Here is a 26454-nt window from a genome sequence, read left to right as displayed (position 1 = left end):
TTAAAGTCTATAATACTTTACTCAAAAACTCCCGGGTTCTTTTTTCACAAGGATTGTTAAAAATCCTTTCAGGTGTTCCCTCTTCCACAATCTGACCCCCATCCATAAAAATTACCCTATCAGCCACTTCTCTGGCAAAACCCATCTCATGGGTCACAACAATCATGGTCATACCATCCTTTGCCAATTCTTTCATTACCTCTAACACATCCCCAACCATCTCCGGGTCTAAGGCAGAGGTTGGTTCATCAAAAAGCATTACCTCGGGCTGCATGGCAAGGGCTCTTGCAATAGCAACCCGCTGTTTTTGCCCTCCTGATAATTGATCAGGATAATTATCTGCTTTATCTTTTAGACCAACTCTTTCAAGCAAATTAAGGGCAATCTCCCTTGCTTCTTCTAAGTCCAGTCCTTTTACTTTTTCAGGAGCCAATGTAATATTTTCTATTACACTTTTATGAGGAAATAGATTAAAATGCTGAAATACCATCCCAATTTCCTGCCGGATCTGAGTAATATTTACCTCAGGATCATTTATCTTTTTCCCCTTAAAAAGAATTTCACCTGATGTTATATCTTCTAATAGATTAATGCAGCGTAAGAGAGTACTTTTACCCGAGCCACTTGGCCCGATTATAACCAGAACTTCTCCCTGCTTTACCTGGTTATTAATATCTTTTAAAACATGAAGTGAACCAAAATATTTATTGACATCTTTAATTTCAATTATCGGTTGACTCAATATTAAGCCTCCTTTCTGTATAGGCAATAAATCGGGAAATCAGGGTAGTTAGCAGTAGATATAAAATAGCTACAGCAAAATAAATTTCAAAAGGTCTAAAAGTCCGGGTGATTATCAATTGTCCCTTTCTCAATAACTCCTCTAAAGATATAACAGCTACAAGTGATGAGTCCTTCAGCATAGCAATAAATTCATTGCCAAGGGCTGGTATAATTCTTTTAAATGCCTGAGGTAAAATAACATATCTCATCATCTGTTGATAATTCATCCCTAAAGATAGTGCAGCTTCCCATTGTCCTTTATCAATGGACTGAATCCCGGCTCTTACTATTTCGGCAATATAGGCTCCACTATTCAGACTAAGGGTAGCAATAGCCGCTGTAAATCTATCTAACGGGAAACCAAGAATCTGAGGTAATCCCATGTAAACCAGAAAAAGTTGAACCAATAGGGGAGTACCGCGAAAGAAATCTACATACATTGATGCAAGAAAGTAAAAGATTTTGTTCTTTGATACCCGCATCAAGCCAAATAATGTTCCTAGAACTGTACCAATCGCCACTGCAAGAACTGTTAACTCTAATGTCATTAAGAGTCCCTGCCCCAACACAGGCAGGGATTGCAAAATTAAATCTATGCGAAAATCCACCATTACCCACTCCTTTACTTCCCGCTTGAGAACCATTTTTCGTAAATCTCATCATACTTCCCATTTGCCTTTAATGTAGCCAGAGCTTTATTTACTTCTTTCAATAATTTTTCATTTCCCTTTTTAACGGCAATGCCATAATATTCAACGGTAAATGGCTTGCCTACGATTTTAGCATCTGGATGTTCTTTTACATATAACTCACCCACCGCCAGATCAACAACTGCTGCATCAGCAGAACCATTTCTCAACTCCTGTAAGGCCTCTGGAGTTGTATTAAACTTTTTGATCTCCTTAATACCCTCAATCTTTTCAGCTGCAAATTGACCGGTAGTTCCTATCTGTACTGTAACCACCTTACCCTTTAAATCAGCGGGTTCTTTAATTTCCTCATTATCCTTTCTGACAACAATAACTTGACCGGCAGTAAAATATGGATCAGAAAAATTAACTGCCTGGGCTCTTTCATCAGTAATGGTCATTGCCGAAATGATAAGATCATAGTTCCCATTTATCAACCCAGGAATAATTCCTTCCCATGCAGCATTTATAATCTCTACTTCATAACCCATCTCTTTACCAAGTGCTCTGATCAGATCAATATCAAAACCCATAAATTCCCCGGTTTTTTCATCCACATATTCAAATGGAGGATAAGATATATCTGACCCAACCTTTAGTACCGATTTGTTTGAGGTACACCCTGAAAGACCAACCACCACTCCTAACATAAGTACTAACATAGATAAAATTAGACTTATTTTTTTCATTTTAGCTCCCTCCTTATCCTTTTAATGTGTATAATTATACACAAAAAATAATTATTATTCAAGTATACTTTTTATTTTTCTCAAAAAAATTCCCCTGGCAATAATCAACAAATCCTGTTATGTTAACCGGGTAATAATGATAGTCAAGAGAGGAAACTATAACAGCATTACAGAATTAAAGATAACAGGATCAGCTACTTTAAGTAAGTTATTCTTGAAGGGAGTCTGTCTAAAATGGTAAATGTATTCACAGATAAAATCCCAAATTACGTTAAATCAATTTGTGAAACTCTTAATAAGGCAGGTTTTCTTGGATATGTTGTCGGGGGCGCACTGAGGGATATCGCCCTTGGTCTTACACCAAAGGATTTTGACGTAGCAACTGATGCTTCTCCAGATCAGATTGAGTCCCTCTTTGAACATACAATACCTACCGGTAGGAGATTTGGAACTATCACGGTTGTTTTGGATAAAAAATTTACAGTTGAAGTTACTACATTTAGAAAAAACGCAAAATATGCAGACAAATTATCTGAAGATCTGGCACACCGTGATTTCACTATTAATGCCATCGCCTATGATCCCATTAAAAATATAATCTATGACCCCTTTAACGGATTACAGGATATTAAAAGCAAAACCCTTAAAACTGTAGGATCTGCTGTCGAAAGAATTAGAGAAGATCCATTAAGGATGATGCGCGCAATTAGATTCAAAGTGGACAAGGGTTTTACTATAATAACAGATACTCTAAGTCAAGCTATTAAAGAAAATGCTCACCTGGTCAATAATGTAAGTAAAGAGAGAATTGCTGATGAGTTATGCAAAATAATAATGGCAAAAGACCCAACTCAGGGAATCTATGATTTACTTCAACTCAATCTACTCAAATATATTCTGCCTGAACTGCAGGCATGTGTAGGAGTACAGCAAAGATCTGATCATAAATATGATCTTTTTGGACATTTGGCCCACGCATTAAAATACGCTGAAGAGGATCTTATTGTTAGACTGACGGTGTTATTGCATGATATTGGAAAAACCGTAACTTATAGTGCGGATGAAAGTGGTACAATCCACTTTTATAACCATGCAGAAGAAAGTGCTAAAATAGCTTTTAATATTTTAGAAAGACTTAAGTTTTCCAATTACATTAAGAATTCTGTCGCTCAACTAATACGCCATCATATGCGTAAAGTAAGAGGATCTGATCGGAAATTAAGATACTTGATGTCTTCTTTAGGAACACGGGAACAGGCAATACGTTTTGCTAAGGTACGATTTGCTAATAGAATGGGTAGAGGGGGAAATTTTACTGAGGAATACACCGAATATCAAAATCTTTTATCCAGAATGGAGATAATCTGGAAAAAGAAGTATCCTCTTAAAGTCAGTGATCTTAAGATTAATGGAAAGGATGTTTTAGAGTGTTTAGGAATTGAACCTGGCCCAATAGTGGGAATAATTTTGGATGAAATACTGAAGAGAGTTCTCCATCATCCAGAACTTAATCATCATGAAAAACTGATTGATCTAATACCAGAAATATATGAAAAAGTTCTAAAAAAGATAGGTGATAAATGACCTGGGAGTGCTGGCCCTTCTATAAAATAAACCCTGACCAATTATGGTCAGGGGATTTATCCTTAGCTATTATTCCCTTTAAGCAACTTGATTGTTATAATTACTTTTCCTGGTTGGGAAAAATTCTTCTGTATTTTTAATAATTAAACGGCAAAAAGTTAATTTTGAGCACCATAGAAATTTTTCGTTTAACCATCTTAGTAAGATTTCAATCGAAATAAGGCCTCATATAAGGATTGATGAGCTAATCAAAAGCCAGGAGGGCCCATTTGATTAGTGTGCCTTATTTCGACTGAAATCAAACTTTAAGATGGTTCGAAAAATTTCTTTATGAAACGAAAAATTAGCTTTTTGTAGTAAAATCTTTTAATTAGAACATAAACTGGTCAAAGCCTCTTTATATGTATCAAAGATTTCATCACTAAATAAAACAAACCTTACTTCTTCAAAACCATTATTTTTACGAAGGAATTCAATCACAGCACTCAATGCTATTACCGCAGCTTTATCCACTGGATATCTATACGCACCAGTACTTATTGAAGGGAAGGAAATAGTCTTTATATTATTTTCTTTAGCAAGTTTTAGACTATTTATGTAGCAGTTTTTAAGAAGCTGTGGTTCATTAGAGTTTCCTCCACGCCAGATAGGGCCAACTGTATGAATGACGTATTTGGCTTTTAGATTACCTCCTGTGGTAATAACTGCCTCACCTGTTGGACAACCTCCCTGCCTGGCCCGAATTTTTTTGCACTCTTCTAAAATTTTGGGGCCTCCAGCCCTATGAATTGCCCCATCAACTCCGCCTCCTCCTAAAAGGCTGGAATTAGCAGCATTAACAATTGCTTCGGTTTCCTGTAGGGTAATATCTCCTTTTACCAGTGTTAGTCTAGTGTCATTAATCCTAATTTCCATAAAGCCACACCACCTTTTGATTTATACTTTTTCCAGTATGATCTCAGGGTATAGCTTTTGAAACTCTTCAATTGAGCCAAAACCTCTTCGTTTTTCTCTTGTTTCCACTATTGCTTTTGCTTTCTTTAAGTCAATTCCCTTAAATAACATAAAATCTATTATAGTAGCCGTATTTAAATCTAAAATATATTCTTCCATCCGTTTAGGAATCCAGGGATAAGGTGGAATTTTACAATCAGGATTTTTCACCCATAACTCAGGATATACTGCAGCATTAAAAGCCAGTTTATTGTTTAACACTTGTTCTAATATCTCTTTTTTGAAATTCATTGCTTTTAAATATATCTCCTTAAACTCTTCTATTAATCCCCGACGTCCTCTATGATAAAGTTCACCAAATAATGAACCGGCTTCAAAAGAGACTGTAATATAGTGGGTTAATTCTAAAAATAAAGAATATAGATCTTTCTTTTCTTCAAGAAAACATCTATCATAAGATTTAATAAATGTAATCATAAGCAATGAACAGGATTGAAACTCTATTTTGGACAATGCAAAAAATATTTTCAAATAAAGATTTTCTATAGGTGTGATATCTTTTTTTGTAACCCCAAAAGAAGAATAAAAATTATCTGAAAAATATTTATTCTTAAAAGTATCATGAGCATAGATATGATAAAAGATAGAAACTATAGCTCCTTCTGAGGCTAAAATCTAAATCTATATAGTTATCATATTCCTCTATATCCGGTAAAGCTGTATGATAAAAAAAACAGTTGTTTTTGACAGCAAAATATCGTAATTGGGCATCACGATAGGAAAGCCATGCATTTAACTCCAAACCATAATCCCAAAGTCCATCTAATTTTACCATACCCTCTAACCCTAAATCAATAGAAACAATCTCAAGATGTTCTGCAAAACCTTCAAAAAACGCAGTATAAAAATCGCTGATTGCAGTACAGGTATGAAATTTATTTGATCTCTGTTTTTCCAGATTAAAATTTAAAAGATAAAACATAATGTGAGCATATTTGTGACCAAATATTTTTTCAATACCGTATTCCTCTATCTCCTGCTGGTCTGTATTAAATGCACTATAATACAGATTTTCTTTTTTTATCTCCTGTTCATTATCTACTATAACCAATCCTTTCAACGGGCAAAATTCTGTAAAATCAATCATATTTCAAGAAATTGAGTTGAATATGCTTTCAGGATTTCTAATTGGCTCAACCAGCTTAATTCTCATATTCAACCTCCCAAAAATGGTATTATTTACTTTCATAATAATGGAAAAAAATACATCTGTCAAGATATTAACATCAAGAGGTCTAAAAACACCTAAAAATATTTTGGACAAAGTATCTTAAGTTTGATAAAATATCTAATAGAAAAAAAGTACTATTAAAAAATTAAGAGGTGCATTATGAATATTAAAAAATACTTCACCAATCCATACTATGTAATCCTGATTGCATTAATCTGTTCTCTTTTATGGGGCAGTGCTTTTCCAGTCTTAAAAATTACCTATACAGAGTTAGGGTTAGTACCCCAGGATATGTATGGGAAAATTGTTTTAGCTGGGACACGGTTCTTTTTAGCTTCTATATTATTGTTCTTTTTAGTAAGTTTTGGTTTAAAACAGTCTTTAAAAGTGAATAAACAAAATCTATTGGAGCTAATTTTACTGGGTATTTTACAAACCACTCTACAATATTTCTTTTTTTATAATGGTCTTGCTCATACATCTGGAATGAAGGCTGCAATTCTTAATTCAATTGGAATATTTTTTGTCGTAATCCTGGCCCACTTTATCTACCAAAATGATAAAATAAATTGGCGAAAAATCATTGGTTTGATTACAGGTTTTTCAGGAATTTTTTTGGTCAACTGGGGAAAAGATTTTACTCTGGATTTTTCTTTTCAGGGTGAAGGATTTTTAATTCTAGCTGGACTTACTGGCGCTTTGGGAACCATACTGGCAAAAAGACTTTCCACAAAAATTAATCCTTTTTTAGTTACAGGGTGGCAGATGTTTATAGGTTCAATTTTACTCATTGGATTTGGATTATCAGGATTAGCGCCAGGTACACTTAGATTTACAACTAAAGCCTGGATTTTATTAATCTATTCTTCCTTTTTATCAGCCGTTGCTTTCTCATTATGGTATTCCCTTCTTAAATATAATAAAGCAGGGGAAATCTCTTTATATAAATTTATGATTCCTGTGGCTGGATCTATATTATCAGTTATTTTTATACCGACAGATCACTTTACTCTTAGTAAAGTAGCTGCTCTAGTATTAGTAGTTGTTGGAATTATTGCAGTCAACAAAAAAGAATCAACTTTAACCACTGGCCTTAGAAGCTAAAAAGATAACCTGCTTAGCCCAACGTTCTGCAATCTCTTTGTATCCTTTTTCTCCGAAATGTACACCATCAATTGTCAGGTTAACATCAATATCGGAGAGTTCAACTAAAGGTAGCTGTTTTTGCTGAGCCAGTTTACGGATTTCAGCATTATATTTTCGTATTCTATGGCCTGGATCTTCACCATAAAAATAGTTTATTTCAACCGGTGGTAAAGTTGCAATGCATAATTTCAAACCTTTTATCAAAATTAAGTTCACCATCTCCCTGAGATTATTGATATAATGATCAACTGCCAATCTAAGTCCTAAAGTATCATTTGTTCCTATTAACAAAAATACCAGATCACCCTTTTTGGCATCAGAAAGTTGATCAAGAAATCGATTTTTCAGCTCCATTGATGTTTGCCCATCTATGCCTAGATTATAAACTTCTACTGTTATTCCTCTTTTTTTTAGTATTTCCTTAAGTTGTATTGGAAAACTCTTATCTGCCATTACTCCATATCCCCGGGTTAAACTATCTCCTAGACAAAAGATTCTCATAATTCTCCTCCTATTATATCCTTAATCTTTTCGATTACAATCATTCTTAAAAATTTTCAATTATAATCTTACTACAAAAGTATAATTTTCTAAACACTAAAAAAACTCTACGCGTATGCGTAGAGTTTAAAAATAATTCCCGCAACGTCCTACTCTCCCACAGGGTCTCCCCTGCAGTACCATCAGCGCTGGAGGGCTTAACTTCTGTGTTCGGAATGGGAACAGGTGTGGCCCCTCCGCTATCGTCACGGGAAACTTTATTATCTTTTGAAATGGCGGAGACGACGGGACTCGAACCCGCGATCTTCGGCGTGACAGGCCGATATGTTAACCAACTACACCACGTCTCCGCAAAATGGTGGGCGCAACAGGACTCGAACCTATGACCCCCTGCTTGTAAGGCAGGTGCTCTCCCAACTGAGCTATGCGCCCTAAATGGCACTCCCAACGGGATTTGAACCCGTGCCGCCAGGTTGAAAACCTGGTGTCCTAGGCCGCTAGACGATGGGAGCATAATGGCGGAGAGAGAGGGATTCGAACCCTCGCCAGGGGAAGACCCCTGCTACAGGTTTAGCAAACCCGCCCCTTCAGCCACTTGGGTATCTCTCCGCATAATTGGTGGGTCTAAGTGGATTCGAACCACTGACCTTGCGGGTATGAACCGCACGCTCTAGCCAACTGAGCTATAGACCCATGTTGAAAAGTTGGAGCGGGAGACGGGACTCGAACCCGCAACTTTCAGCTTGGAAGGCTGATGCTCTAGCCAATTGAACTACTCCCGCTTGCTTAAAATTGGTTGCGGAGGTAGGATTCGAACCTACGACCTTCAGGTTATGAGCCTGACGAGCTACCAGACTGCTCCACTCCGCGATGAATGGTGAGCCATGGAGGAATCGAACCTCCGACACCCTGATTAAAAGTCAGGTGCTCTACCGACTGAGCTAATGGCCCACATTTATCTGTACTTTCAAAACTGCATACTGGGATCTTCGATAGATCAAGCCCTCGACCTATTAGTACCGGTCAGCTAAGGACATCACTGCCCTTACACCTCCGGCCTATCTACCTGGTAATCTTCCAGGGGTCTTACCTGATTAACTCAGCGGGATATCTAATCTTGAGGGTGGCTTCACGCTTAGATGCTTTCAGCGTTTATCCACTCCGCACATAGCTACCCAGCGGTGCCCCTGGCGGGACAACTGGTACACCAGCGGTGCGTCCATCCCGGTCCTCTCGTACTAGGGACAGATCCTCTCAAATATCCTACGCCCGCGGCGGATAGGGACCGAACTGTCTCACGACGTTCTGAACCCAGCTCGCGTACCGCTTTAATTGGCGAACAGCCAAACCCTTGGGACCTGCTTCAGCCCCAGGATGCGACGAGCCGACATCGAGGTGCCAAACCTCCCCGTCGATGTGAACTCTTGGGGGAGATAAGCCTGTTATCCCCGGGGTAACTTTTATCCGTTGAGCGACGGCAATTCCATCCTCTACCGCCGGATCACTAAGCCCTACTTTCGTACCTGCTCGACCTGTCTGTCTCGCAGTCAAGCTCCCTTCTGCCTTTACACTCTACGTGCGATTTCCGACCGCACTGAGGGAACCTTTGGGCGCCTCCGTTACCTTTTAGGAGGCGACCGCCCCAGTCAAACTGCCCACCTGACAATGTCCCAATACCGGATCACGGTATCTGGTTAGAATTCCAGCACAGCAAGAGTGGTATCCCACCGACGGCTCCACCAACACTGGCGTGCTGGCTTCTACGCCTCCCACCTATCCTGTACATGCTGTACCAAAATCCAATATCAGGCTGCAGTAAAGCTCCACGGGGTCTTTCCGTCCTGCCGCGGGTAGTGAGCATCTTCACTCACACTACAATTTCGCCGAGTCCCCCGTTGAGACAGCGCCCAGGTCGTTACGCCATTCGTGCAGGTCGGAACTTACCCGACAAGGAATTTCGCTACCTTAGGACCGTTATAGTTACGGCCGCCGTTTACTGGGGCTTAAGTTCGATGCTTCGCCTCTAATGGCTAACATCTCCCCTTGACCTTCCAGCACCGGGCAGGCGTCAGCCCCTATACTTCGTCTTGCGACTTAGCAGAGACCTGTGTTTTTGGTAAACAGTCGCCTGGGCCTATTCTCTGCAACTCCTTTCGAATCCGCGGGCTCGCCGCTTCTCCTACTCGGAGCACTCCTTCTCCCGAAGTTACGGAGTCATTTTGCCGAGTTCCTTAACGGGGGTTCTCTCGCGCGCCTTAGGATTCTCTCCTCGCCCACCTGTGTCGGTTTGCGGTACGGGCGCCCATTGGCTCGCTAGCGGCTTTTCTCGGCAGCGTGGAATCAGCCACTTCGCCCCATTTCAGGGCTCCCCATCACACCTCAGAGTTAACAGCCGGACGGATTTGCCTATCCGGCCCTCCTACATGCTTGGACACAGTATTCCACCACTGTGCTGGCCTATCCTTCTGCGTCACCGCTTCGCTCAAACGCCAATTAGGCGGCATCGGAATCTCAACCGATTGTCCATCGCCTACGCCTTTCGGCCTCAGCTTAGGTCCCGGCTTACCCTGAGCGGACGAACCTTCCTCAGGAATCCTCAGGCTTTCGGCGGGGGAGATTCTCACTCCCCTTATCGCTACTCATACCGGCATTCTCTCTTCTATACGGTCCACCGCTCCTTACGGTACGGCTTCGCCCCGTATAGAATGCTCCCCTACCATCCGCTTACGCGAATCCGCAGCTTCGGCGACAGGCTTAGCCCCGGTACATTTTCGGCGCAGAACCACTCGACCAGTGAGCTATTACGCACTCTTTAAATGAATGGCTGCTTCTAAGCCAACATCCTGGTTGTCTATGCAGTCCCACATCCTTTCCCACTTAGCCTGTACTTGGGGGCCTTAGCTGGCGGTCTGGGCTGTTCCCCTCTCGACTATGAAGCTTATCCCACATAGTCTGACTCCCAGGCTCTTCGGTATCGGTGTTCGGAGTTTGAATGAGTTCGGTAACCTTTCAGGGCCCCTAGCTCAATCAGTGCTCTACCGCCGATACCTAACACCTGAGGCTAGCCCTAAAGCTATTTCGGGGAGAACCAGCTATCTCCAGGTTCGATTGGCTTTTCACCCCTATCCACAGCTCATCCCATGACTTTTCAACGTCAATGTGGTTCGGGCCTCCACAGACTCTTACACCTGCTTCACCCTGGCCATGGATAGATCACCTGGTTTCGGGTCTATGGCATGTAACTTGCGCCCTCTTCAGACTCGGTTTCCCTACGGCTTCGCCCCTTTCGGCTTAACCTCTACGCTACATGCCATAACTCGCCGGTCCGTTCTACAAAAAGTACGCGGTCAGACTTTCTAATAGTCCTCCCACTGCTTGTAGGCATACGGTTTCAGGTTCTATTTCACTCCCCTCCCGGGGTTCTTTTCACCTTTCCCTCACGGTACTTCTTCACTATCGGTCGCCAGGGAGTATTTAGCCTTCGGAGATGGTCCTCCTATCTTCCCACAGGGTTCCACGTGTCCCGTGGTACTCTGGATCCTCAACAGGGTCTTCAAGCCTTTCGCCTACAGGGCTCTCACCTTCTATGGCCTGCCTTCCCAGACAGTTCGGCTAGACTCTCAGTTTAACCCCTGACAGCGTGCAGACTGTCCGTTGAGGTCCTAAACCCCCATGTAGCAACGGCTGCACCCTTCTACACTACATGGGTTTGGGCTCCTCCCCTTTCGCTCGCCGCTACTCAGGGAATCGCTTTTGCTTTCTTCTCCTCGGGGTACTAAGATGTTTCAGTTCCCCCGCTTGCCCTCACACACCTATGCATTCAGTGTGTGATACCACAGCATTACCTGTGGTGGGTTACCCCATTCGGACATCCCCGGGTCTACGCTTGTTTGCAGCTCACCGGGGCTTTTCGCAGCTTACCACGTCCTTCGTCGGCTCCTGGCGCCTAGGCATCCACCGTATGCCCTTTACAGCTTGATCTATCTCGAACCCCAATATGCAGTTTTCAAAGTACAGAAATATGGTGGAGGTAAGCGGATTCGAACCGCTGACCCCCTGCTTGCAAGGCAGGTGCTCTCCCAACTGAGCTATACCCCCACACATATATTCCTTTCACATCTTTGGTGGGCCTAAGTGGACTCGAACCACTGACCTCACGCTTATCAGGCGTGCGCTCTAACCTGCTGAGCTATAGGCCCTTAACTTCTGAAAGGCTTATGACCTCTCAAAAGTGAACAGCAATCAGCACTCTCTTCTCCTTAGAAAGGAGGTGATCCAGCCGCACCTTCCGGTACGGCTACCTTGTTACGACTTCACCCCCCTCACCAGACACACCTTTGGCGCCTCCCCCCTCATCGGTTAGGACAGCGACTTCTGGTGCATCCAACTCGGGTGGTGTGACGGGCGGTGTGTACAAGGCCCGGGAACGTATTCACCGCAGTATGCTGACCTGCGATTACTAGCGATTCCGGCTTCATGCAGGCGAGTTGCAGCCTGCAATCCGAACTGAGAGCTGCTTTTTGGGATTAGCTCCACCTCGCGGCTTCGCAACCCTTTGTACAGCCCATTGTAGCACGTGTGTAGCCCAGGGCATAAAGGGCATGATGATTTGACGTCATCCCCACCTTCCTCCGGTTTGTCACCGGCAGTCTCCTTAGAGTCCCCGGCTTTACCCGCTGGCAACTAAGGACAGGGGTTGCGCTCGTTGCGGGACTTAACCCAACATCTCACGACACGAGCTGACGACAACCATGCACCACCTGTCACCGTGTGGCTCAAAGAGCCAAACCCTGCTTTCACAGGTAGTCACGGGATGTCAAGCCCTGGTAAGGTTCTTCGCGTTGCTTCGAATTAAACCACATGCTCCACCGCTTGTGCGGGCCCCCGTCAATTCCTTTGAGTTTCAGTCTTGCGACCGTACTCCCCAGGCGGGATACTTATCGCGTTAGCTACAGCACTGAGGGTATCTAAACCCCCAACACTTAGTATCCATCGTTTACGGCGTGGACTACCGGGGTATCTAATCCCGTTCGCTCCCCACGCTTTCGCGCCTCAGCGTCAGGTACAGGCCAGAGAGCCGCCTTCGCCACCGGTGTTCTTCCTGATATCTACGCATTTCACCGCTACACCAGGAATTCCACTCTCCTCTCCTGACCTCTAGTCCGGCAGTTTCAAACGCAGCCCACTGGTTAAGCCAGTGTATTTCACATTTGACTTACCAGACCGCCTACGCGCCCTTTACGCCCAGTAATTCCGGACAACGCTCGCTCCCTACGTATTACCGCGGCTGCTGGCACGTAGTTAGCCGGAGCTTTCTTATGAGGTACCGTCAAACCGCACATCTCTTAAACATGCGGCCTTTCTTCCCTCATGACAGGGCTTTACGTTCCGAAGAACTTCTTCACCCACGCGGCGTTGCTCCGTCAGGGTTTCCCCCATTGCGGAATATTCCCCACTGCTGCCTCCCGTAGGAGTCTGGGCCGTGTCTCAGTCCCAGTGTGGCCGTACACCCTCTCAGGCCGGCTACCCATCGTCGCCTTGGTGAGCCGTTACCTCACCAACTAGCTAATGGGACGCGGGCTCATCTCCGATCGGCAGCTTAACGCCACCTTTCCTTCCAGGAACATGCGCCCCCGGAAGCTCATCCGGTATTAGCCCACCTTTCGGTGGGTTATCCCCGTTTCGGAGGTAGATTACCCACGCGTTACTCACCCGTCCGCCACTGCCTGACTTCCAACTTCAGCCCGAAGGCCTCCGTCAGAGCAGGCCGTTCGACTTGCATGTGTTAGGCACGCCGCCAGCGTTCGTCCTGAGCCAGGATCAAACTCTCCAAACAAAATCTATCTTAAGCACTTTAAAGTGCTTAATTTCCTTAACTCAAAGGAAATCTTCTGGCTGATTGCTGTTCACTTTTCAAAGGTCATTTTGTTTGCCGCTTTATCATCGCGGGCATCATTTATATTAGCATTTCATTTTAAGATTGTCAAGACCTTTTTTAAAAAAATTTTTAAACACCTGAAGGTAACACCTATTGAGCAATTGATAATTTAGTATTGTCCACTTTTATCACCAGTTACTTTCAATATATTGTGCAATTCTCTTTAAAGATATACAAAATGTTGATTTTATTAAGGCATCACTAACACATATTCATCTTTTCCTATAAAAATAATTAAAGCCAGTTTCAGGTTCCCTTTGTTTTTAAATTTTTTACTTTCAGCATATTTTTTTAGTTGTCTTAATCCTTCTTCTTTCACTTGCTCCAACTGTTCGGTATCATTTTTCTTCAAATATTTTAATTCCCACAACCATTCATACTTAACATCAGAAAAACGAATATCTTTCTCTAAAAAAATATCTATATATCCACCTTCCACTTCTTTTTCACTGGTAGGTTTATATAAATTGCTTAAGACAAGATAACTAAATAAAATTACTTTTAAATATTTTTCATTAAATTTAATCATATCACGATTAGACAAAATATTTAACACATTCTCTGTAATAAACTTTAAAAAAGGTTCTAATTTGCCATCATATGCCATTTGCCATACTACTTTCTGTAACTCTACCAGATCATAATTTATTTTATAATCTTCTCTTAATTTTTTCTCAATATATTCCCAATAGATCGTTTTAATCACATAGTTAGGAATCCCAAGTTGAAGTAAACCATATTTTGTACCATTAATAGTCAAAAGCCCCATATAAAATAGAAGTGAGATAAAATATTCCTGTTCAAATATCCGATCAAAAGAAAATTTGGAAACAATTTTTGTTATTATTCCTTCATTTAAAATAATCTTTTCTAATGTTTTTCGATTTTCCTGATTTCTTGTTAAGCGGTCTAATCTACCATAATCAGTTTTAACATTATCTGTAATTAATTCTCTGGGTAGCTTATTATATCTTAATAATTGATCAAAATAATACAAAACCATATCTGGATTATACACTCGTTTTTTACATTCCTCATTAAATAAATACCCATTATAATATTCCTTTAACTGAACTTTTATTTGACTTATTTGTTCTAAATCTATTTTAACCCTGTTAATAATCTGATCTATTTCTTCATCAGTAAAACCTAACATTTCATTGGTCAGAGGTTCCATTGTAATGTTCATAGTAATATTAAATCCACTGGTTAAATCATCCAACATTATTGGAGAAATTCCGGTAATAAAAATTTTATCAATAACGCTCTTAGTTCCAATTTTTAATGTCTCATAAAAATCCCGCACAAAGCCGCTGGCCTGTATAATCTTCTGATAATATTCACTATCTCCCATGGCAATAATATCATTGGCAAAATGGTCATACTCATCAATAATTAAATATATTTTTTTATCAGCTTTTTTCACAACATTATATACAATTTCCAACATCCGTTTTAAATCGGTTTCTTTTTCTAATAAGTGAACAATCTCTTTAGAATCAGAAAAAAATCGGCTATAATCTACTTCAATAAATTGAGTTAAACTGCTCAAAACTGTTTTTCTAAAAGAATCTTCTAAATTTTCTTTTGAATCGTCTTTAAACCTGAAAAGTCCATTTTTAAAATCATATAGCTATTTCTTAAATCAGTTGGATTTTTACCAATATATAAATCTCCAAATAAACTGTCAAAATCCGATGCTAAATTCAAATCATAATAACATGCCAGCATAGATAAAAAAAGAGATTTTCCAAATCGCCTGGGTCTTATAAAAAAAAGATAATCGGAATTTAAATCTTCTAATATTTTAATATATTTTGTTTTATCTATGTATAGATAATTTTTTTCCCTTATTTTTTTGAAATCAGTTATACCATAGGGCAACTTCATCTTTCTCACTCCTGAAAAATCATCTAACTTCTATTCACTTAGTTTCTCCAATCAAATCTATTTTCCTTTATTCGATTTCCCTACAGTGATAAAATTTTACCTGTTTTCTTTAGATTTTCTGAACTCATTATATTGATTATACTGCAAAAAGCTAATTTTGAGCGATATAGAAATTTTTCGATAAACCATCTTAGCGAAATTGAAGGAGAAATAAGGCCTCATCACAGGATGTGATGAGCTAATCAAGGGCCAGGAAGGCCCCATTGATTAGTGTGCCTTATTTCGACTGAAATCGAGCTTTAGATGGTTCGAAAAATTTCTCCTTGAGCGAAAAATTAGCTTTTTGCAGTATAATCATTATATAAAATACCTCCCTGATACTGGATAAATCCAGTACAGGGAGAATTCACACCAGACCAACTAAGATTGTAAATAAATCAAACCAAAACTATCTAAAATTAATTTCTCCTCAATTTCACTTTCAAAGGTGGAACCGGGACTTATGGTTATATCCGCCTTTGAAAACTTTTGACCGGCACCTGATGTTTTGGACCAGTTTCGGCCTACCACTGGCTCAATGTCGCCATTAAAATTTCTCAAAGCTGTTAATTCAATATTTTTTTTATTATTATCTGAAGATTTTATTACCAATGGCATAAGAGCTATATCCAATTTTTTGGCAGCTTTATTTTTATTTGTTTCATTATTTACTGTATTTGTTTCATTATTTACTAAATCAATTGGCAAATCATCTTTTAAATTAACTTGCCACTTTCTTAAAACAGTCTGGCCAATCTTTAGATTAATCTTTGTTAAATCACCAAAAATATCAATCTTTCCCTCTACTGATTTAGTATCAATCACCATCATCCGGCCAAAACCCCGGGTACTGCCGCCGCCTACTCCTACATTCTCCAATTTATTAATCCATTCATCAATTTTGGCATCAATATCGATAGTTTTAGTATCAATAATTTTCATTTTATCTTTGTAAAAAATATAACCTTTAAATCCCAGGCCTGGTTTTAAATACTCCAATTCATGAAGATAATGATCCTGAGCTGTTCCACTGGAATAATCCAGGGCAGCTGACGCATAACTCTCTACATATTTGCCATCAAATTCATATTCGGATATTAAATAACCTGTTTTATCAACATCTGAAAAAACTAGATATTCCAGTCCGTCTCTCAGATATATTGGTATAAAAACCTTTTTTTCTTTAAGATCATAGGGATAAAAATAACTGAAACGCATATTTTCTTTTACCTCTTTTCCCACAGTTAAATAAAACTCTGGATTATAATTATCCATCATCTCTCTGGCAATAATAGCCGTAAATGCTCCCCAGAAATTTTTCCCTGGAATATACCGCCTGGTCAAATTTACTACACCCATCCGTCTCTCTCCAATATGTATTGGCGATCTGGCTTCTAAAATTATTTCCACTGCTCTCCACTTAGCCATTATCCTCACCCTGTTCATCACTTTTATCCGATAATCCTTTAGCTATATATAATGCATAAGTCAACATCAAATAAAGTAATTTCTTCATCATTATAAAACTGTTTAATCTAATGTCATCTGCTTCAAATAAACTCTGAAAACCTTTTTGGGATTTAAAAATTTCTTTATCATAATCTTCTAATAAGTTCTCAGATGTATTGATTAATTCTCGGGCTATTACTTTTTCTTCATCTGATGAACGGGAATTTAACCAGATAAAATATGCATATATGCCATTCTCCTGCAATATTCCCATAGCTTTATTGACAGTGTTGACAATAGAAGATTTATTCTTCTCCTTGACTTTTTCTACAAAATCATGTCCTTTTTCAGCGCAAATCTTTTCTAAGTTTTTTAATTCTCTCATGGTTGTCCACCCTGCCCTTCCTTGGCCCAGATATCCAAATAACGCATTCTACCAAATCCCCGGGTAGTCATACCTCCAATTCCCATATATTCTAAATACTCAAACCCTTTTTCTACAATTTCTTTGGCTTTTGAATATTCAATTGAATTCTGAAAATATTCAGGTTTAGCTATAATTGTTATCGAATAAAAAACCGTCAGTCGAGGTATGGCTTCATATGTAAATAGAGCTCCATCTACTGCAGCACCTGTCACAGGATCAATCGCCACTGAAGTTCTAACTTCCAGATTGTCATTGACTATCAGATTAAAAATTTTGTCATTAACCAGAGCAATTCTTTTTCTAATAAAGTTATCAACATTCAGAATGATTTTTTCCTCAATATCTTTTGCAAGTTGTTTAAGTTTTTCAATCTTATCTGACTCTTCTTTTGCTTCCTGATTTCCTTTGCCTTCATCTGTTTTCTCCAGCTTTTTAACATTTATCAACAGCCAACCTAAATTAATTTCAGAAATATCTTTTAATTCTCCAGTATTGGTTGACATTAAATAGCACTCATTATCATTAATCTCCGGCAGTTTGTCTAAATAATTTTTCTTTTTATCCGAATCAGGAAATTCTTTTAAGAAATTTTTAATTCTATTGGGAGTTGTAATCCAGATGGGCCCTGCGACAGTGGCCACAGGAAACAAGAGAATCAAAGCATCATAGAAACTGACAAGGCCTTTTAAAGATGCTTTGTCACCGGTAACACCAAATGTCTGACAAATTTCACAGTTCTCAGCACCACAATTATTAGCACCACCACATTTATTATCATTATAATGTAATGCGGCATAACTTCTTACAGCTCCAGACAGACTTGTCCCAGGTATTTTGGGAATTCCATCCACATCCCTTATAATTGAGTTGTCCACCCGATCCATCCGATAACCACCTGTACCGATATGAATGGGATCAATGGCCGTTAATAATCCTATCTTTTTTTCACACATATCTTTAATCATTTTTTTCACACCCTTCTTTACATTTTTAAAAGGCTTCTATAAAAGTGCGCAATTCCATCAAATCAAAAAACCTTCCGTCTTTTAAAATTTGATAAAATTCTTCTCTAGCTTTTTCATCTATTTTTTCACCATCTTTGAAATACCTGTCCAACTTACTGATATTAGCCACCATTGCCGAAACAATATTATTCATCAGTTGTCCTTTTTGCCCACTATGCCATTCAGCATAATTTTTAAAAAAGCGGTTTATTTCTCCTGCCAATAAAGTTTCAAGATTCTTTAGCCCTGAGGCAGGAATTTTTCTTTCGTCTATTTTTTTGTTAATCTCTATTAACGCTAAAAACTCTTCCATTAAATAAGGTCTTAATTTTAAAGGCCTAATGGTGTGAATCCGTTTCTCCCAGGAATTGTTGCCCTCTTTAGTTAAAGCAATATTTATCCTGTCATTTACCGTTGATAAGAATTGAAAATCTACCAGACTGGGAGCATAGAGAATGGTATCTCCGGCCTCCAAAACAGCATAATCTTCATCAGAATTTTTATTACTGGAATTCCTCATTAATTTTAATTTTTTGCTATTTTCTTCATTATCATTATTGCCTTTATCATTATTATTTTTAATTACAATCCAGATTGGATAAAAATCGTCTAATATTTCTTTTTCATTCTGCTCTTTTTTCCTTAGCAGTATTTTTTCAGGAATTTTAATATTTAATTCTTTATCTTTGAACAGAGGATCACTAAATCTTATTTTAATTTTTTTAAACTCATTATTTGCACCACATTCTGAAATATCCAAAACTTCAGCTTCCAATCCATCTGTTAAGATTGTAACTTCAGGTTTCTTCTCATCTTTTTCAATATTAGCTTCGTATATCTCACATTTAATTTCTACATTTTTGTTTCGGTGCAGAGCTTCTCTGAATTCTTTGAGCATTCTTTTGCCGGCATCAAGGATTAAATACAAAGGATACTTATGCCGCGCATAGACTATTCCTACATTTAATGATAAACGCCCCTGGACTCTTCCGAACCGTTCTTTAAATATGTCATATAATTTTTCAAGAATGGCAATTGCTTCTCTTCCAGGAACTAAAATCATAAATTCATCTGTTAATCCATAAATAACTCTGGCCCTGATAATTGAACTCTGTTTAACCGTAAGCTTAATCATTTTTTCAACAGAATTTGCTTCATTTTTTTCTTTTTCAATCCTTGACTTTTCTATCTCAAATTTTCTTTCCTTATTAAAATACTCTGCTAAAATTTTCTCTAAAATTTCTCTAACTTTAGTATCATCTTTTAAAATACCTTCAAAATAGTTTTCTGGATAAACAGTATCACATTTAACAATGTCTTTTCCAATATCAATTTTTCGCTGAACTAATATTTTAAAAGTACCATTTTGCCATTTTAACAATTTTTCTTTGAAAATCTGTGCTTTATTGTCATCCTTAATATGTTTCTTAATCAAATTTTCTAAATCATTACTATCATATTTATGAATCCAGAAACCTGTTTTCAAATTAAATTCATCAATTATAGAATTATTAATCTTAAATGTTATCCCCATTAACCTTTTCCTTAAATTAACATCCCCAGTTAATATCTCTTCAAGTTTGCCGGTAAAATCGTTGACATTTCGGATAATGGAACGAAGTCGCGACGGACTGGGAGTTTTGGAATATTTCTTTTTTCCCCGGACGTTAAAAGTTGTATAAACATAGTCTCCCTTTAACCAGAGATCAAAAAGTCCAATATCCCCCACCAGCAAAGCAATATTTCTATTATCATCCATGACTTGATTAATCAAACTGGCAAATCGATATTTTGAATTTCTATTAACATCTTTGTTCTCTAGAGCATTTTCTCGTATGGAATTACACCAATTACAAATAGGTTCTCTCTCATATTTTTTATCTTTTACAGTACCGGGCATTTTTCTACAAAGAGGACAAATTCCTTTATTCTCATCTTTCCACTCATCAATCCACTCAAAATCAGTAATTTTTTCAACCCGATAGGGAGCTAATCTCTTTTTAAAGCTCTGCTCATATTCCTTTTTCAATTTGACAATGGCTTTACCAAAGTTGATAGTATCAGATTCATTTATACAGGGTGTAGTTTTAATCCTGGGCAAGATAACTCCCTTAAGATCTTCCTGGGCAAAGATTTTATGGATTTTTTCTTTTATATCTTCTTCAAGTCCAGTATTTTTTAAATCTGGAATTAGAAAATACATTCCATTAATGTCTTCATAGACACAATTGCCGAGAGAATATTCAACTTCAACTAAATTTTTAACTTTTTCCAGAACTTTTTTCAACTTAGTCCTCCGACCAATGAAATCAGGCATGCGAAAAACCTGTGTACAAAAATCCCGGCCTGGATATTGAACGGCTAATATATGGGGTGTGCCGAAAAGACAATCATAGACGTTAACCTTAACCTTTTGCCCCTCATCATCCAGCCAACCAGCGCCGCCACTTTTGAAAAAGTTTACATAAAACTTCGTTTTATTACCCTGCACCTGGAAAAAACCATATTTTTTTATATTTATTTTCTCATTAATAGTTTTTCTAAACTTTTTTGTAAAACTATCTTCACTGGATTTTATCAAAAAGAAATTTGCATAAATTTTATCTGACTTCGCATTTTCTTTTTTGAAACTGCCATTATATTCAAAAGCAAAAACATCTTCAAGCTTTATATTTTCAGGCATAATTTTTTCAATTTTATCTCTATCCAATTTTTTCTCAGCAAGATAAAGATATAAAGCTAATTTTTCATTTTCCTCTTTATTACATTTAAGATTTCTCAACTTTTCAAAGTTTTCATAAATATTTGCCTTAGATTTATCTACTTTTGCTAATTTCTCCGTTAAAAATATTGCACGAACCATTGCTTTGGTAATACTTCCAACGGCAAAACCATGATCCCAAACAGTGGTATCATTATCCGGTACGACTGACATGGCAGCAGCTTTATTCATCTCTTCTGCAATATTATAAAACTTACAACGAAGTTTACTAATTTCATCTATATCATCACCTTCTAGGTTTAATATTCCCTCAAAAATTCCCTTTATTGATTCTTTAAATAAACCTAATTTAGAATAAACTTCTTTTCTAAGTTTATCTCTATCTTCTTTTTCTAATATTCCTCCAAAAGGATTACAAACATAATCTGTTCCTTTATCATAATCTATATCGGTAGAACGATCTTCATAGGCATCCAAATTATCTGCTTGGGCAATCAGATATGCCAAAGAAGAATCTGGTTTAATACAATCTTTATATTTAAAATGATGTTTTAACGCTGTTAAACCAATTTTCTCACTTTTATTGACAAGACTAGATTCAATCTTTAAATTATTCCATTCTTTATTTAAATGAGAAAAATCTTTTTTTTCATCTTCATTTTCATCTTTTTTTTCACTGTTATCTTTGTCATTATTTTCGACATTCGTTGTTAAAAATTTTAAATCATCTTTACTTATCCAATGATAAGAATTTTTATACTGACTATATTTCCCACTTCTGCTTTTTAACCTTTCAATTTTATCTAAATTCCATTCGTAAAAAGGACGTAAAATATGAACACTAAAAGGTAATAGGACTTTACCATTATTTGAGGTCGACTTCTGGATAGATTCTGCTAACTTTCCTATGTCATGTAAAATACCTAATACCTCTGTCAAGAGAAGGAATTTGCGTTCTTTGGGTGTAAGTTCAACCACAGATCCTTTTCCCATATTTTAACTACCTCCAATCTACTCCAAAATATTCTTTACTGATATCTAATGCCTGATTTTCAAAATTATAAAAATTTGCTTTAATCTCCACTCCGGTAATCTCAGCTTTTCCATATCCGGCTTTTCTTTTGGCTGACATTCCGTATTTTTCTAATAATGAAACAACCGCCAGGCGAACAATTTCCAAATCCTCTTTAATCTCCTCAATTTTTTCTGGTTCATCCTTCTTTTGTCCTATAAGGTCAAAGGGAAGATAAAATAATTTTAATACCTGTTCTTTGGAAGAAGAAATTACTTCAATGGCAATTGGGCCTTTTTTGGAACTACGTTTCATACGATCAAGGGGATTTATTACCTCATAATCAATTTCTTTAAAAAAATTAGGATAAAAAGACAGTCGGCCTCTTCTTTCAAGAGTTTCTGTCTTTAACTCCTCTGCTGCAAATTTTTTAAATTCATCTCCCGATAGTCCAATATCTTTATATAATCCATCCAGATAGCGGGTTACAGCAGCATGTTCTGTTCCATACAGTTTTATTAAACGGACTCTATCAGCATAAATAGCCTCTTTTTTATGATTTTTCGCGGCATCTCTTTCTTCTAGATTGTATTTAGCAACATAATTTCTAAGGCTGGCCCAATGGAGATTTCCTTTCCAACTACTGGCATGAATGATTGGGATTTTAAATATTTTTTCTTTGGCTACAGGATTGTCAATAAAATAAAAATTATCATCATCTCTGCTAATGTATTTTTCTTTGAAGACAAAATGAATTTTGAGCATACAGGCCCATTTATGGAGTTTTTCAATGTTTTCATTGTATAAATTACAGAAAATGTTATCATATTCTTCTGCTTTTTTCTGAATTTCTTTTTTCATTTCTTCTCTCATCTTTTTTACTAAATTTTCCTTTATTGTTTTAAGTTCTTTTTCGAGTTCTTTATCAGATTGTTTATTAATTTCACAACAGATTAATTTTTCAAACATACTACCTACTCTATAATAAGTCCCCTTAAATTCAAAACTATCAATCTTTTTTAAATCACCAATTTCATCCATTATCGATTTTACTTTATGACACAAAAAATCCCTCATTTTATCACCTACCTACAATTGTTCAATTAAATCCACTCCTATAATAATTTTTTCTTTAATAATTTCTTTTCTGGTCAATCGAGACAATATACTTTCTACTTTGTTCACATCTTTCTCATCTCTAACATAACCCCAAAGCCTTTCTATTTCGATAGTTGAGTAAAATAATTCATGAAGTTTCTTCCATGGAGAATATTCATCTATTTCAATACTTTTCCCAGGAAAAGAAAAAATTTTCTTAGACTCTCCTATATTCCCCCTTAAAAATTCATAGAAATCTTCTTCATCATCTTCTAAATTAGTATTAATCTTATTACCGTTATCATCTAATCTAAGAAATTTATTTATTTCATCTTTTTTCAAATGAAAGCCTGGAATAAACCAGAAATATTTAAAATTTGGCAAATCAGAAGAATTAACAGCTTGCCTTCCTCCAATATCCTTAATCCAGGTTTTTATATCTGAAAGTTTTTTCTGATGTAAATTTGAAAAATTATATGCAAATTCAACTATTCCATAATTAATGTCAGAGTTAGGATAGGGCTTTTGGGTTATTTTACCACCAACAGCACCATAAGTTGTTATTATATGGAGAGTTTTGTCTAACAACCACCACAACTCTTGCGAAACAGGCCGAAGAGGAATTAATTCCAAAGTAAATGAACTATTATCTTCTTCTTTCTTAACCCATCTAAAAGCTGAAGACAATCCTCCACAACCAAAAATTTGACATACAGGACAAATAGATTTTAAACTTTCTTCAAAGGCCTTTCTATAACTTCCAGTTTCATTAAATTTTTTTTTAAAAGTCGATGAATCAAACTCACATTTGCGATATAGCGATTTAGAATCTGTGTCAGTCGGGTCACAGGCAAACCCATCCAGGCCCCGTACCAATGCTTCCATCCACCAGCGTATAGAACCGATGATTCCTGTTAAACGTCTTTCAGAATTTTTGCCATCTATGTCCCCTGTCCATAGCTTTGTAAGGATATTAACTCTAATAGTTAATGGATTTTTTTCTTCCGTATTTTCCATCATTCCCTTTCCACCTCCTGGATTAACACTCTGTTAAATAAAAGGTATTTTTTTGATAATAATAATTTTCGTCTTTTTATATTGTTTTCCTGCAATAAAATCCAATAAATTTCTTTAAAAGCTAAATTTTTAATTTTGGTGCTAAAAGCTAATTTTTTTCGCCTTAATTTCCTAAAAAAACAACCAACCTGACCGGTTAAAATTGAACAGGTTGGTTGAAACACGAAAATTTTTTATTCAGAATAAATTCACTCTAGCTATGCCCCTACCTCTATACTCTTTAACCACCTCAATAATATCAATATATCCCTCCAAGGTTTCGGGTATTGGCTCTTCTAACTTATTCCAGTAAACAGAAATCATACTAACTAAATCTCCACCAATTTTTGCTACGATAGAAAATCCATTTTTCAGATGCATATGTTGTTGAATTACCTCTTTATCCCACTGTGACTTTTTTACCCATTCTTTTTTTATGCTTTCATCTGCAAAGATGTATTCAACAACCTGGTTATCACCTTTATTCACGATTATACTTCCCCCTCATATATATTTATTCCATGGTTAGCAAAAAGCTAATTTTTCGCTTCTTGAGAAATTTTTCGAATCATCTAAATCACCTCCTGTGATGAGGCCTTATTTCGTCGGAAATCTCGCTAAGATGATTTGGCGAAAAATTTCTATGTCGCTCAAAATTAGCTTTTTGCAGTTTAATCATTCCATCAAATTTCCTCTCTTTTCCAATATTTTGAAAAAATCTTAAACTATTATTCTTCAATATCCCTTGAGATTCCTTCCTTTTTTTATTAGAAGACTTAGTATACAATTCCCTTTGCCCCAGCAACTTCCATATACTATTTGTATGGGGTGATATCGATGAATTATTTAAAAATTAAGATAAAACACTAAGCATTTAAACTCTGTAAGTCTTGAGATAACCTTTGTCTCATAAAACCCAACATAATAATCAAAATTCCAGTAACAACTCCAATACCTGTTAATATAACATCCAAACCTGTATAATCTGTTATCTTTCCTACAATGGGGCCAAGAATTGCATAGGATAATGAACCTAAAAAACTAATCAAGGACAGTACCGTGGCTCTTTGTTGAGTATCTATATAGCGATTAAAATAATCATTGAATAGCGCCATACGAATCATATTTATACCGTGAATAATTATAAAGCCGATAATAGCAACATAAAGATTAATCCAAATTCCAACAACAATCATAAAAATTGTTGGAAATAATTCACTAAACAGAATAGTTTTTTGGGCTCCAATCATTTTTTCACATTTTGGTGCCAAAATTACTCCACTTGCGGAAAAAATATTAAACATAGCAATAACAAGACCAAAATTTGCTATTGCAAGACCACGAGACTGTAACAATGGCTGAAAGAACCAGAAAGAAAGAGCGATACAAGTGTTTATAATTGTACTTTCAACCGTTAAAAAAATCAGAATTGAACTTCCACGTAAAATATTAAGACCATCTTTGATTTGTTTTATATAATCTCTTAAAGTAACTCTTTTTACTGTTTGCAAACATTTCGGTTCATTGAAAAACAAACTCGTAATAAAAGCTGCCAGGAAGGAAAATGTAGTTAAAAAAAAGACAAAGCGATAGCTGTAAATACTGGCAATATAGGCACCAATTACAGCAGAAACAGCTTTTGAAAGCAAACTAATTGTCTGGACTTTTGCAAAAACTTGTTTGGCTTCATTTTCACGTTTATAATCTTTAAGAGAGTCATATACAAATGCTTGCAAAGTACCAGATGCAAAGGCAGCAGAGATTCCCCAAAATGTCTCACAAACTAAAAACATCCCAAAAGATTTGGAGATTGAATAAATCCAACAGGCAAAAGCATGTATAAAACCACTTATTAAAAGCGTCTTTTTTCTCCCAAAAAAATCTGAAAGTGCTCCCGACGGAATTTCAAAAATCATAATAATTAAAGTAAACCAGGCCTGCAAGAAGAAAATATTTGCATACGTTAAATTGTTATCTAAATAAAACAGCACCAGGACAGGCATGACAAGTTCAAAATTTCTAAGAAATGTAAATACGTAAAACTTAAATATGTTATCTGGTTTTTTCATTTTTTATACCTCCAGAATCATAATGTGTTCCGTCAAATTTTCTCCCTTTTTTAAGAGACAAAAGTTTGATTTTTCCTCATAGGGTCGGGATTTTCCTCAAAAAGAAGGAATCCCTCCCCCCCTGGAGTAGTAGGTAATAGTTGACCAAAACACAACTCACTACATCCAGAATG

At 37.2% G+C, this 26454-nt stretch carries 17 protein-coding genes, 10 tRNA genes, 3 rRNA genes and 1 pseudogene; 2 read left to right on the top strand and 29 right to left on the bottom strand.

Annotation, left to right across the window (positions count from 1 at the left end):
* Positions 1 to 7 precede the first annotated feature (7 nt).
* The 3 genes from BBF96_RS00695 to BBF96_RS00685 are packed head-to-tail and all read right to left on the bottom strand — an operon-like array spanning position 8 to position 2161.
* Positions 8 to 730 (bottom strand): amino acid ABC transporter ATP-binding protein, encoded by a 723-nt coding sequence (locus BBF96_RS00695; protein ID WP_127018131.1) that lies wholly within the window; start codon positions 728 to 730, stop codon positions 8 to 10.
* A complete protein-coding gene (locus tag BBF96_RS00690; RefSeq protein ID WP_418654994.1) occupies positions 723 to 1391 on the bottom strand; it encodes an amino acid ABC transporter permease in 669 nt (222 codons plus the stop codon). The genes BBF96_RS00695 and BBF96_RS00690 overlap by 8 nt, the downstream gene beginning before the upstream one ends.
* Before the next feature lie 14 nt (positions 1392 to 1405).
* On the bottom strand, positions 1406 to 2161 hold the full coding sequence (locus tag BBF96_RS00685; RefSeq protein ID WP_127015369.1) for a basic amino acid ABC transporter substrate-binding protein: 756 nt from the start codon (positions 2159 to 2161) through the stop codon (positions 1406 to 1408).
* 234 nt (positions 2162 to 2395) lie between these two features.
* On the opposite strand from BBF96_RS00685, the gene BBF96_RS00680 reads away from it, so the two are divergent.
* Positions 2396 to 3745, top strand: coding sequence for a CCA tRNA nucleotidyltransferase (locus BBF96_RS00680; RefSeq protein WP_127015368.1), 1350 nt, complete (start codon positions 2396 to 2398; stop codon positions 3743 to 3745).
* Between the two features lie 366 nt (positions 3746 to 4111).
* Here BBF96_RS00680 and BBF96_RS00675 read toward each other — a convergent pair whose 3' ends face one another.
* From BBF96_RS00675 to BBF96_RS00665, 3 genes are all read right to left on the bottom strand, one after another.
* Complete coding sequence (locus BBF96_RS00675) at positions 4112 to 4660, bottom strand: O-acetyl-ADP-ribose deacetylase (protein WP_127015367.1); 549 nt, start codon at positions 4658 to 4660, stop codon at positions 4112 to 4114.
* A 21-nt stretch (positions 4661 to 4681) separates the two neighbouring features.
* Complete coding sequence (locus BBF96_RS00670) at positions 4682 to 5230, bottom strand: ComEA family DNA-binding protein (RefSeq protein ID WP_164730825.1); 549 nt, start codon at positions 5228 to 5230, stop codon at positions 4682 to 4684.
* Positions 5231 to 5318: 88 nt separating this feature from the next.
* The gene (locus BBF96_RS00665) at positions 5319 to 5819 is read right to left on the bottom strand and encodes a hypothetical protein (RefSeq protein ID WP_164730824.1); all 501 of its coding nucleotides are present in this window, start codon (positions 5817 to 5819) and stop codon (positions 5319 to 5321) included.
* A 270-nt stretch (positions 5820 to 6089) separates the two neighbouring features.
* Between BBF96_RS00665 and BBF96_RS00660 the strand changes: the two genes are divergently transcribed.
* Complete coding sequence (locus BBF96_RS00660; protein WP_127015364.1) at positions 6090 to 7034, top strand: DMT family transporter; 945 nt, start codon at positions 6090 to 6092, stop codon at positions 7032 to 7034.
* Here BBF96_RS00660 and BBF96_RS00655 read toward each other — a convergent pair.
* From BBF96_RS00655 to BBF96_RS00545, 23 genes and pseudogenes are all read right to left on the bottom strand, one after another.
* Entirely contained in the window at positions 7011 to 7577 is a 567-nt protein-coding gene (locus BBF96_RS00655) for an SGNH/GDSL hydrolase family protein (protein WP_127015363.1), read from the bottom strand. The two genes, BBF96_RS00660 and BBF96_RS00655, sit on opposite strands and share 24 nt — an antisense overlap.
* 136 nt (positions 7578 to 7713) lie before the next feature.
* A 5S ribosomal RNA gene (gene rrf / locus BBF96_RS00650) occupies positions 7714 to 7830 on the bottom strand.
* 20 nt (positions 7831 to 7850) lie between these two features.
* Positions 7851 to 7927 (bottom strand) — tRNA-Asp (locus BBF96_RS00645).
* Positions 7928 to 7933: 6 nt separating this feature from the next.
* Positions 7934 to 8009: transfer RNA gene (locus BBF96_RS00640), tRNA-Val, on the bottom strand.
* A 4-nt stretch (positions 8010 to 8013) separates the two neighbouring features.
* Positions 8014 to 8089, bottom strand: a tRNA-Glu gene (locus BBF96_RS00635).
* Positions 8090 to 8093: 4 nt separating this feature from the next.
* A tRNA-Ser gene (locus BBF96_RS00630) sits at positions 8094 to 8186 on the bottom strand.
* Positions 8187 to 8193: 7 nt separating this feature from the next.
* Positions 8194 to 8270 (bottom strand) — tRNA-Met (locus BBF96_RS00625).
* 12 nt (positions 8271 to 8282) lie between these two features.
* Positions 8283 to 8359: transfer RNA gene (locus BBF96_RS00620), tRNA-Gly, on the bottom strand.
* A gap of 11 nt (positions 8360 to 8370) precedes the next feature.
* A tRNA-Met gene (locus BBF96_RS00615) sits at positions 8371 to 8447 on the bottom strand.
* A gap of 5 nt (positions 8448 to 8452) precedes the next feature.
* A tRNA-Lys gene (locus BBF96_RS00610) sits at positions 8453 to 8528 on the bottom strand.
* A gap of 42 nt (positions 8529 to 8570) precedes the next feature.
* Positions 8571 to 11558: ribosomal RNA gene (locus BBF96_RS00605) — 23S ribosomal RNA — on the bottom strand.
* 41 nt (positions 11559 to 11599) lie between these two features.
* Positions 11600 to 11675 (bottom strand) — tRNA-Ala (locus BBF96_RS00600).
* Between the two features lie 24 nt (positions 11676 to 11699).
* Positions 11700 to 11776 (bottom strand) — tRNA-Ile (locus BBF96_RS00595).
* A 64-nt stretch (positions 11777 to 11840) separates the two neighbouring features.
* Positions 11841 to 13413, bottom strand: a 16S ribosomal RNA gene (locus tag BBF96_RS00590).
* Together the 16S, 23S and 5S rRNA genes with 10 tRNA genes alongside form the textbook arrangement of a ribosomal RNA operon.
* A gap of 292 nt (positions 13414 to 13705) precedes the next feature.
* Positions 13706 to 15405: pseudogene (locus tag BBF96_RS17260) on the bottom strand (ATP-binding protein).
* Between the two features lie 420 nt (positions 15406 to 15825).
* Entirely contained in the window at positions 15826 to 16872 is a 1047-nt protein-coding gene (locus BBF96_RS00580) for an RAMP superfamily CRISPR-associated protein (RefSeq protein WP_127015362.1), read from the bottom strand.
* Positions 16865 to 17278 carry a hypothetical protein gene (locus tag BBF96_RS00575; RefSeq protein ID WP_127015361.1) on the bottom strand — a complete coding sequence of 138 codons (414 nt, stop codon included), beginning with the start codon at positions 17276 to 17278 and terminating at the stop codon, positions 16865 to 16867. Before BBF96_RS00575 ends, BBF96_RS00580 begins: the two co-directional genes overlap by 8 nt.
* The gene (gene cmr4, locus BBF96_RS00570; RefSeq protein ID WP_127015360.1) at positions 17275 to 18285 is read right to left on the bottom strand and encodes a type III-B CRISPR module RAMP protein Cmr4; all 1011 of its coding nucleotides are present in this window, start codon (positions 18283 to 18285) and stop codon (positions 17275 to 17277) included. Before cmr4 ends, BBF96_RS00575 begins: the two co-directional genes overlap by 4 nt.
* Before the next feature lie 25 nt (positions 18286 to 18310).
* A complete protein-coding gene (locus BBF96_RS00565; protein WP_127015359.1) occupies positions 18311 to 22039 on the bottom strand; it encodes a Cas10/Cmr2 second palm domain-containing protein in 3729 nt (1242 codons plus the stop codon).
* A gap of 7 nt (positions 22040 to 22046) precedes the next feature.
* A complete protein-coding gene (locus BBF96_RS00560; protein WP_127015358.1) occupies positions 22047 to 23135 on the bottom strand; it encodes a hypothetical protein in 1089 nt (362 codons plus the stop codon).
* A gap of 12 nt (positions 23136 to 23147) precedes the next feature.
* A complete protein-coding gene (gene cmr1, locus BBF96_RS00555) occupies positions 23148 to 24176 on the bottom strand; it encodes a type III-B CRISPR module RAMP protein Cmr1 (protein WP_127015357.1) in 1029 nt (342 codons plus the stop codon).
* A 234-nt stretch (positions 24177 to 24410) separates the two neighbouring features.
* Complete coding sequence (locus BBF96_RS00550; protein ID WP_164730823.1) at positions 24411 to 24701, bottom strand: GNAT family N-acetyltransferase; 291 nt, start codon at positions 24699 to 24701, stop codon at positions 24411 to 24413.
* Positions 24702 to 25078: 377 nt separating this feature from the next.
* Positions 25079 to 26281, bottom strand: coding sequence for an MFS transporter (locus BBF96_RS00545; RefSeq protein WP_127015355.1), 1203 nt, complete (start codon positions 26279 to 26281; stop codon positions 25079 to 25081).
* Between the last annotated feature and the right edge of the window lie 173 nt (positions 26282 to 26454).

Origin of the sequence: Anoxybacter fermentans (assembly GCF_003991135.1) — a bacterium.
In the GTDB taxonomy this organism is placed as follows: domain Bacteria; phylum Bacillota; class Halanaerobiia; order DY22613; family DY22613; genus Anoxybacter; species Anoxybacter fermentans.
The sequence above is the reverse complement of the archived record's forward strand: the minus strand, read 5'-3'. Positions and strand labels throughout refer to the sequence as shown.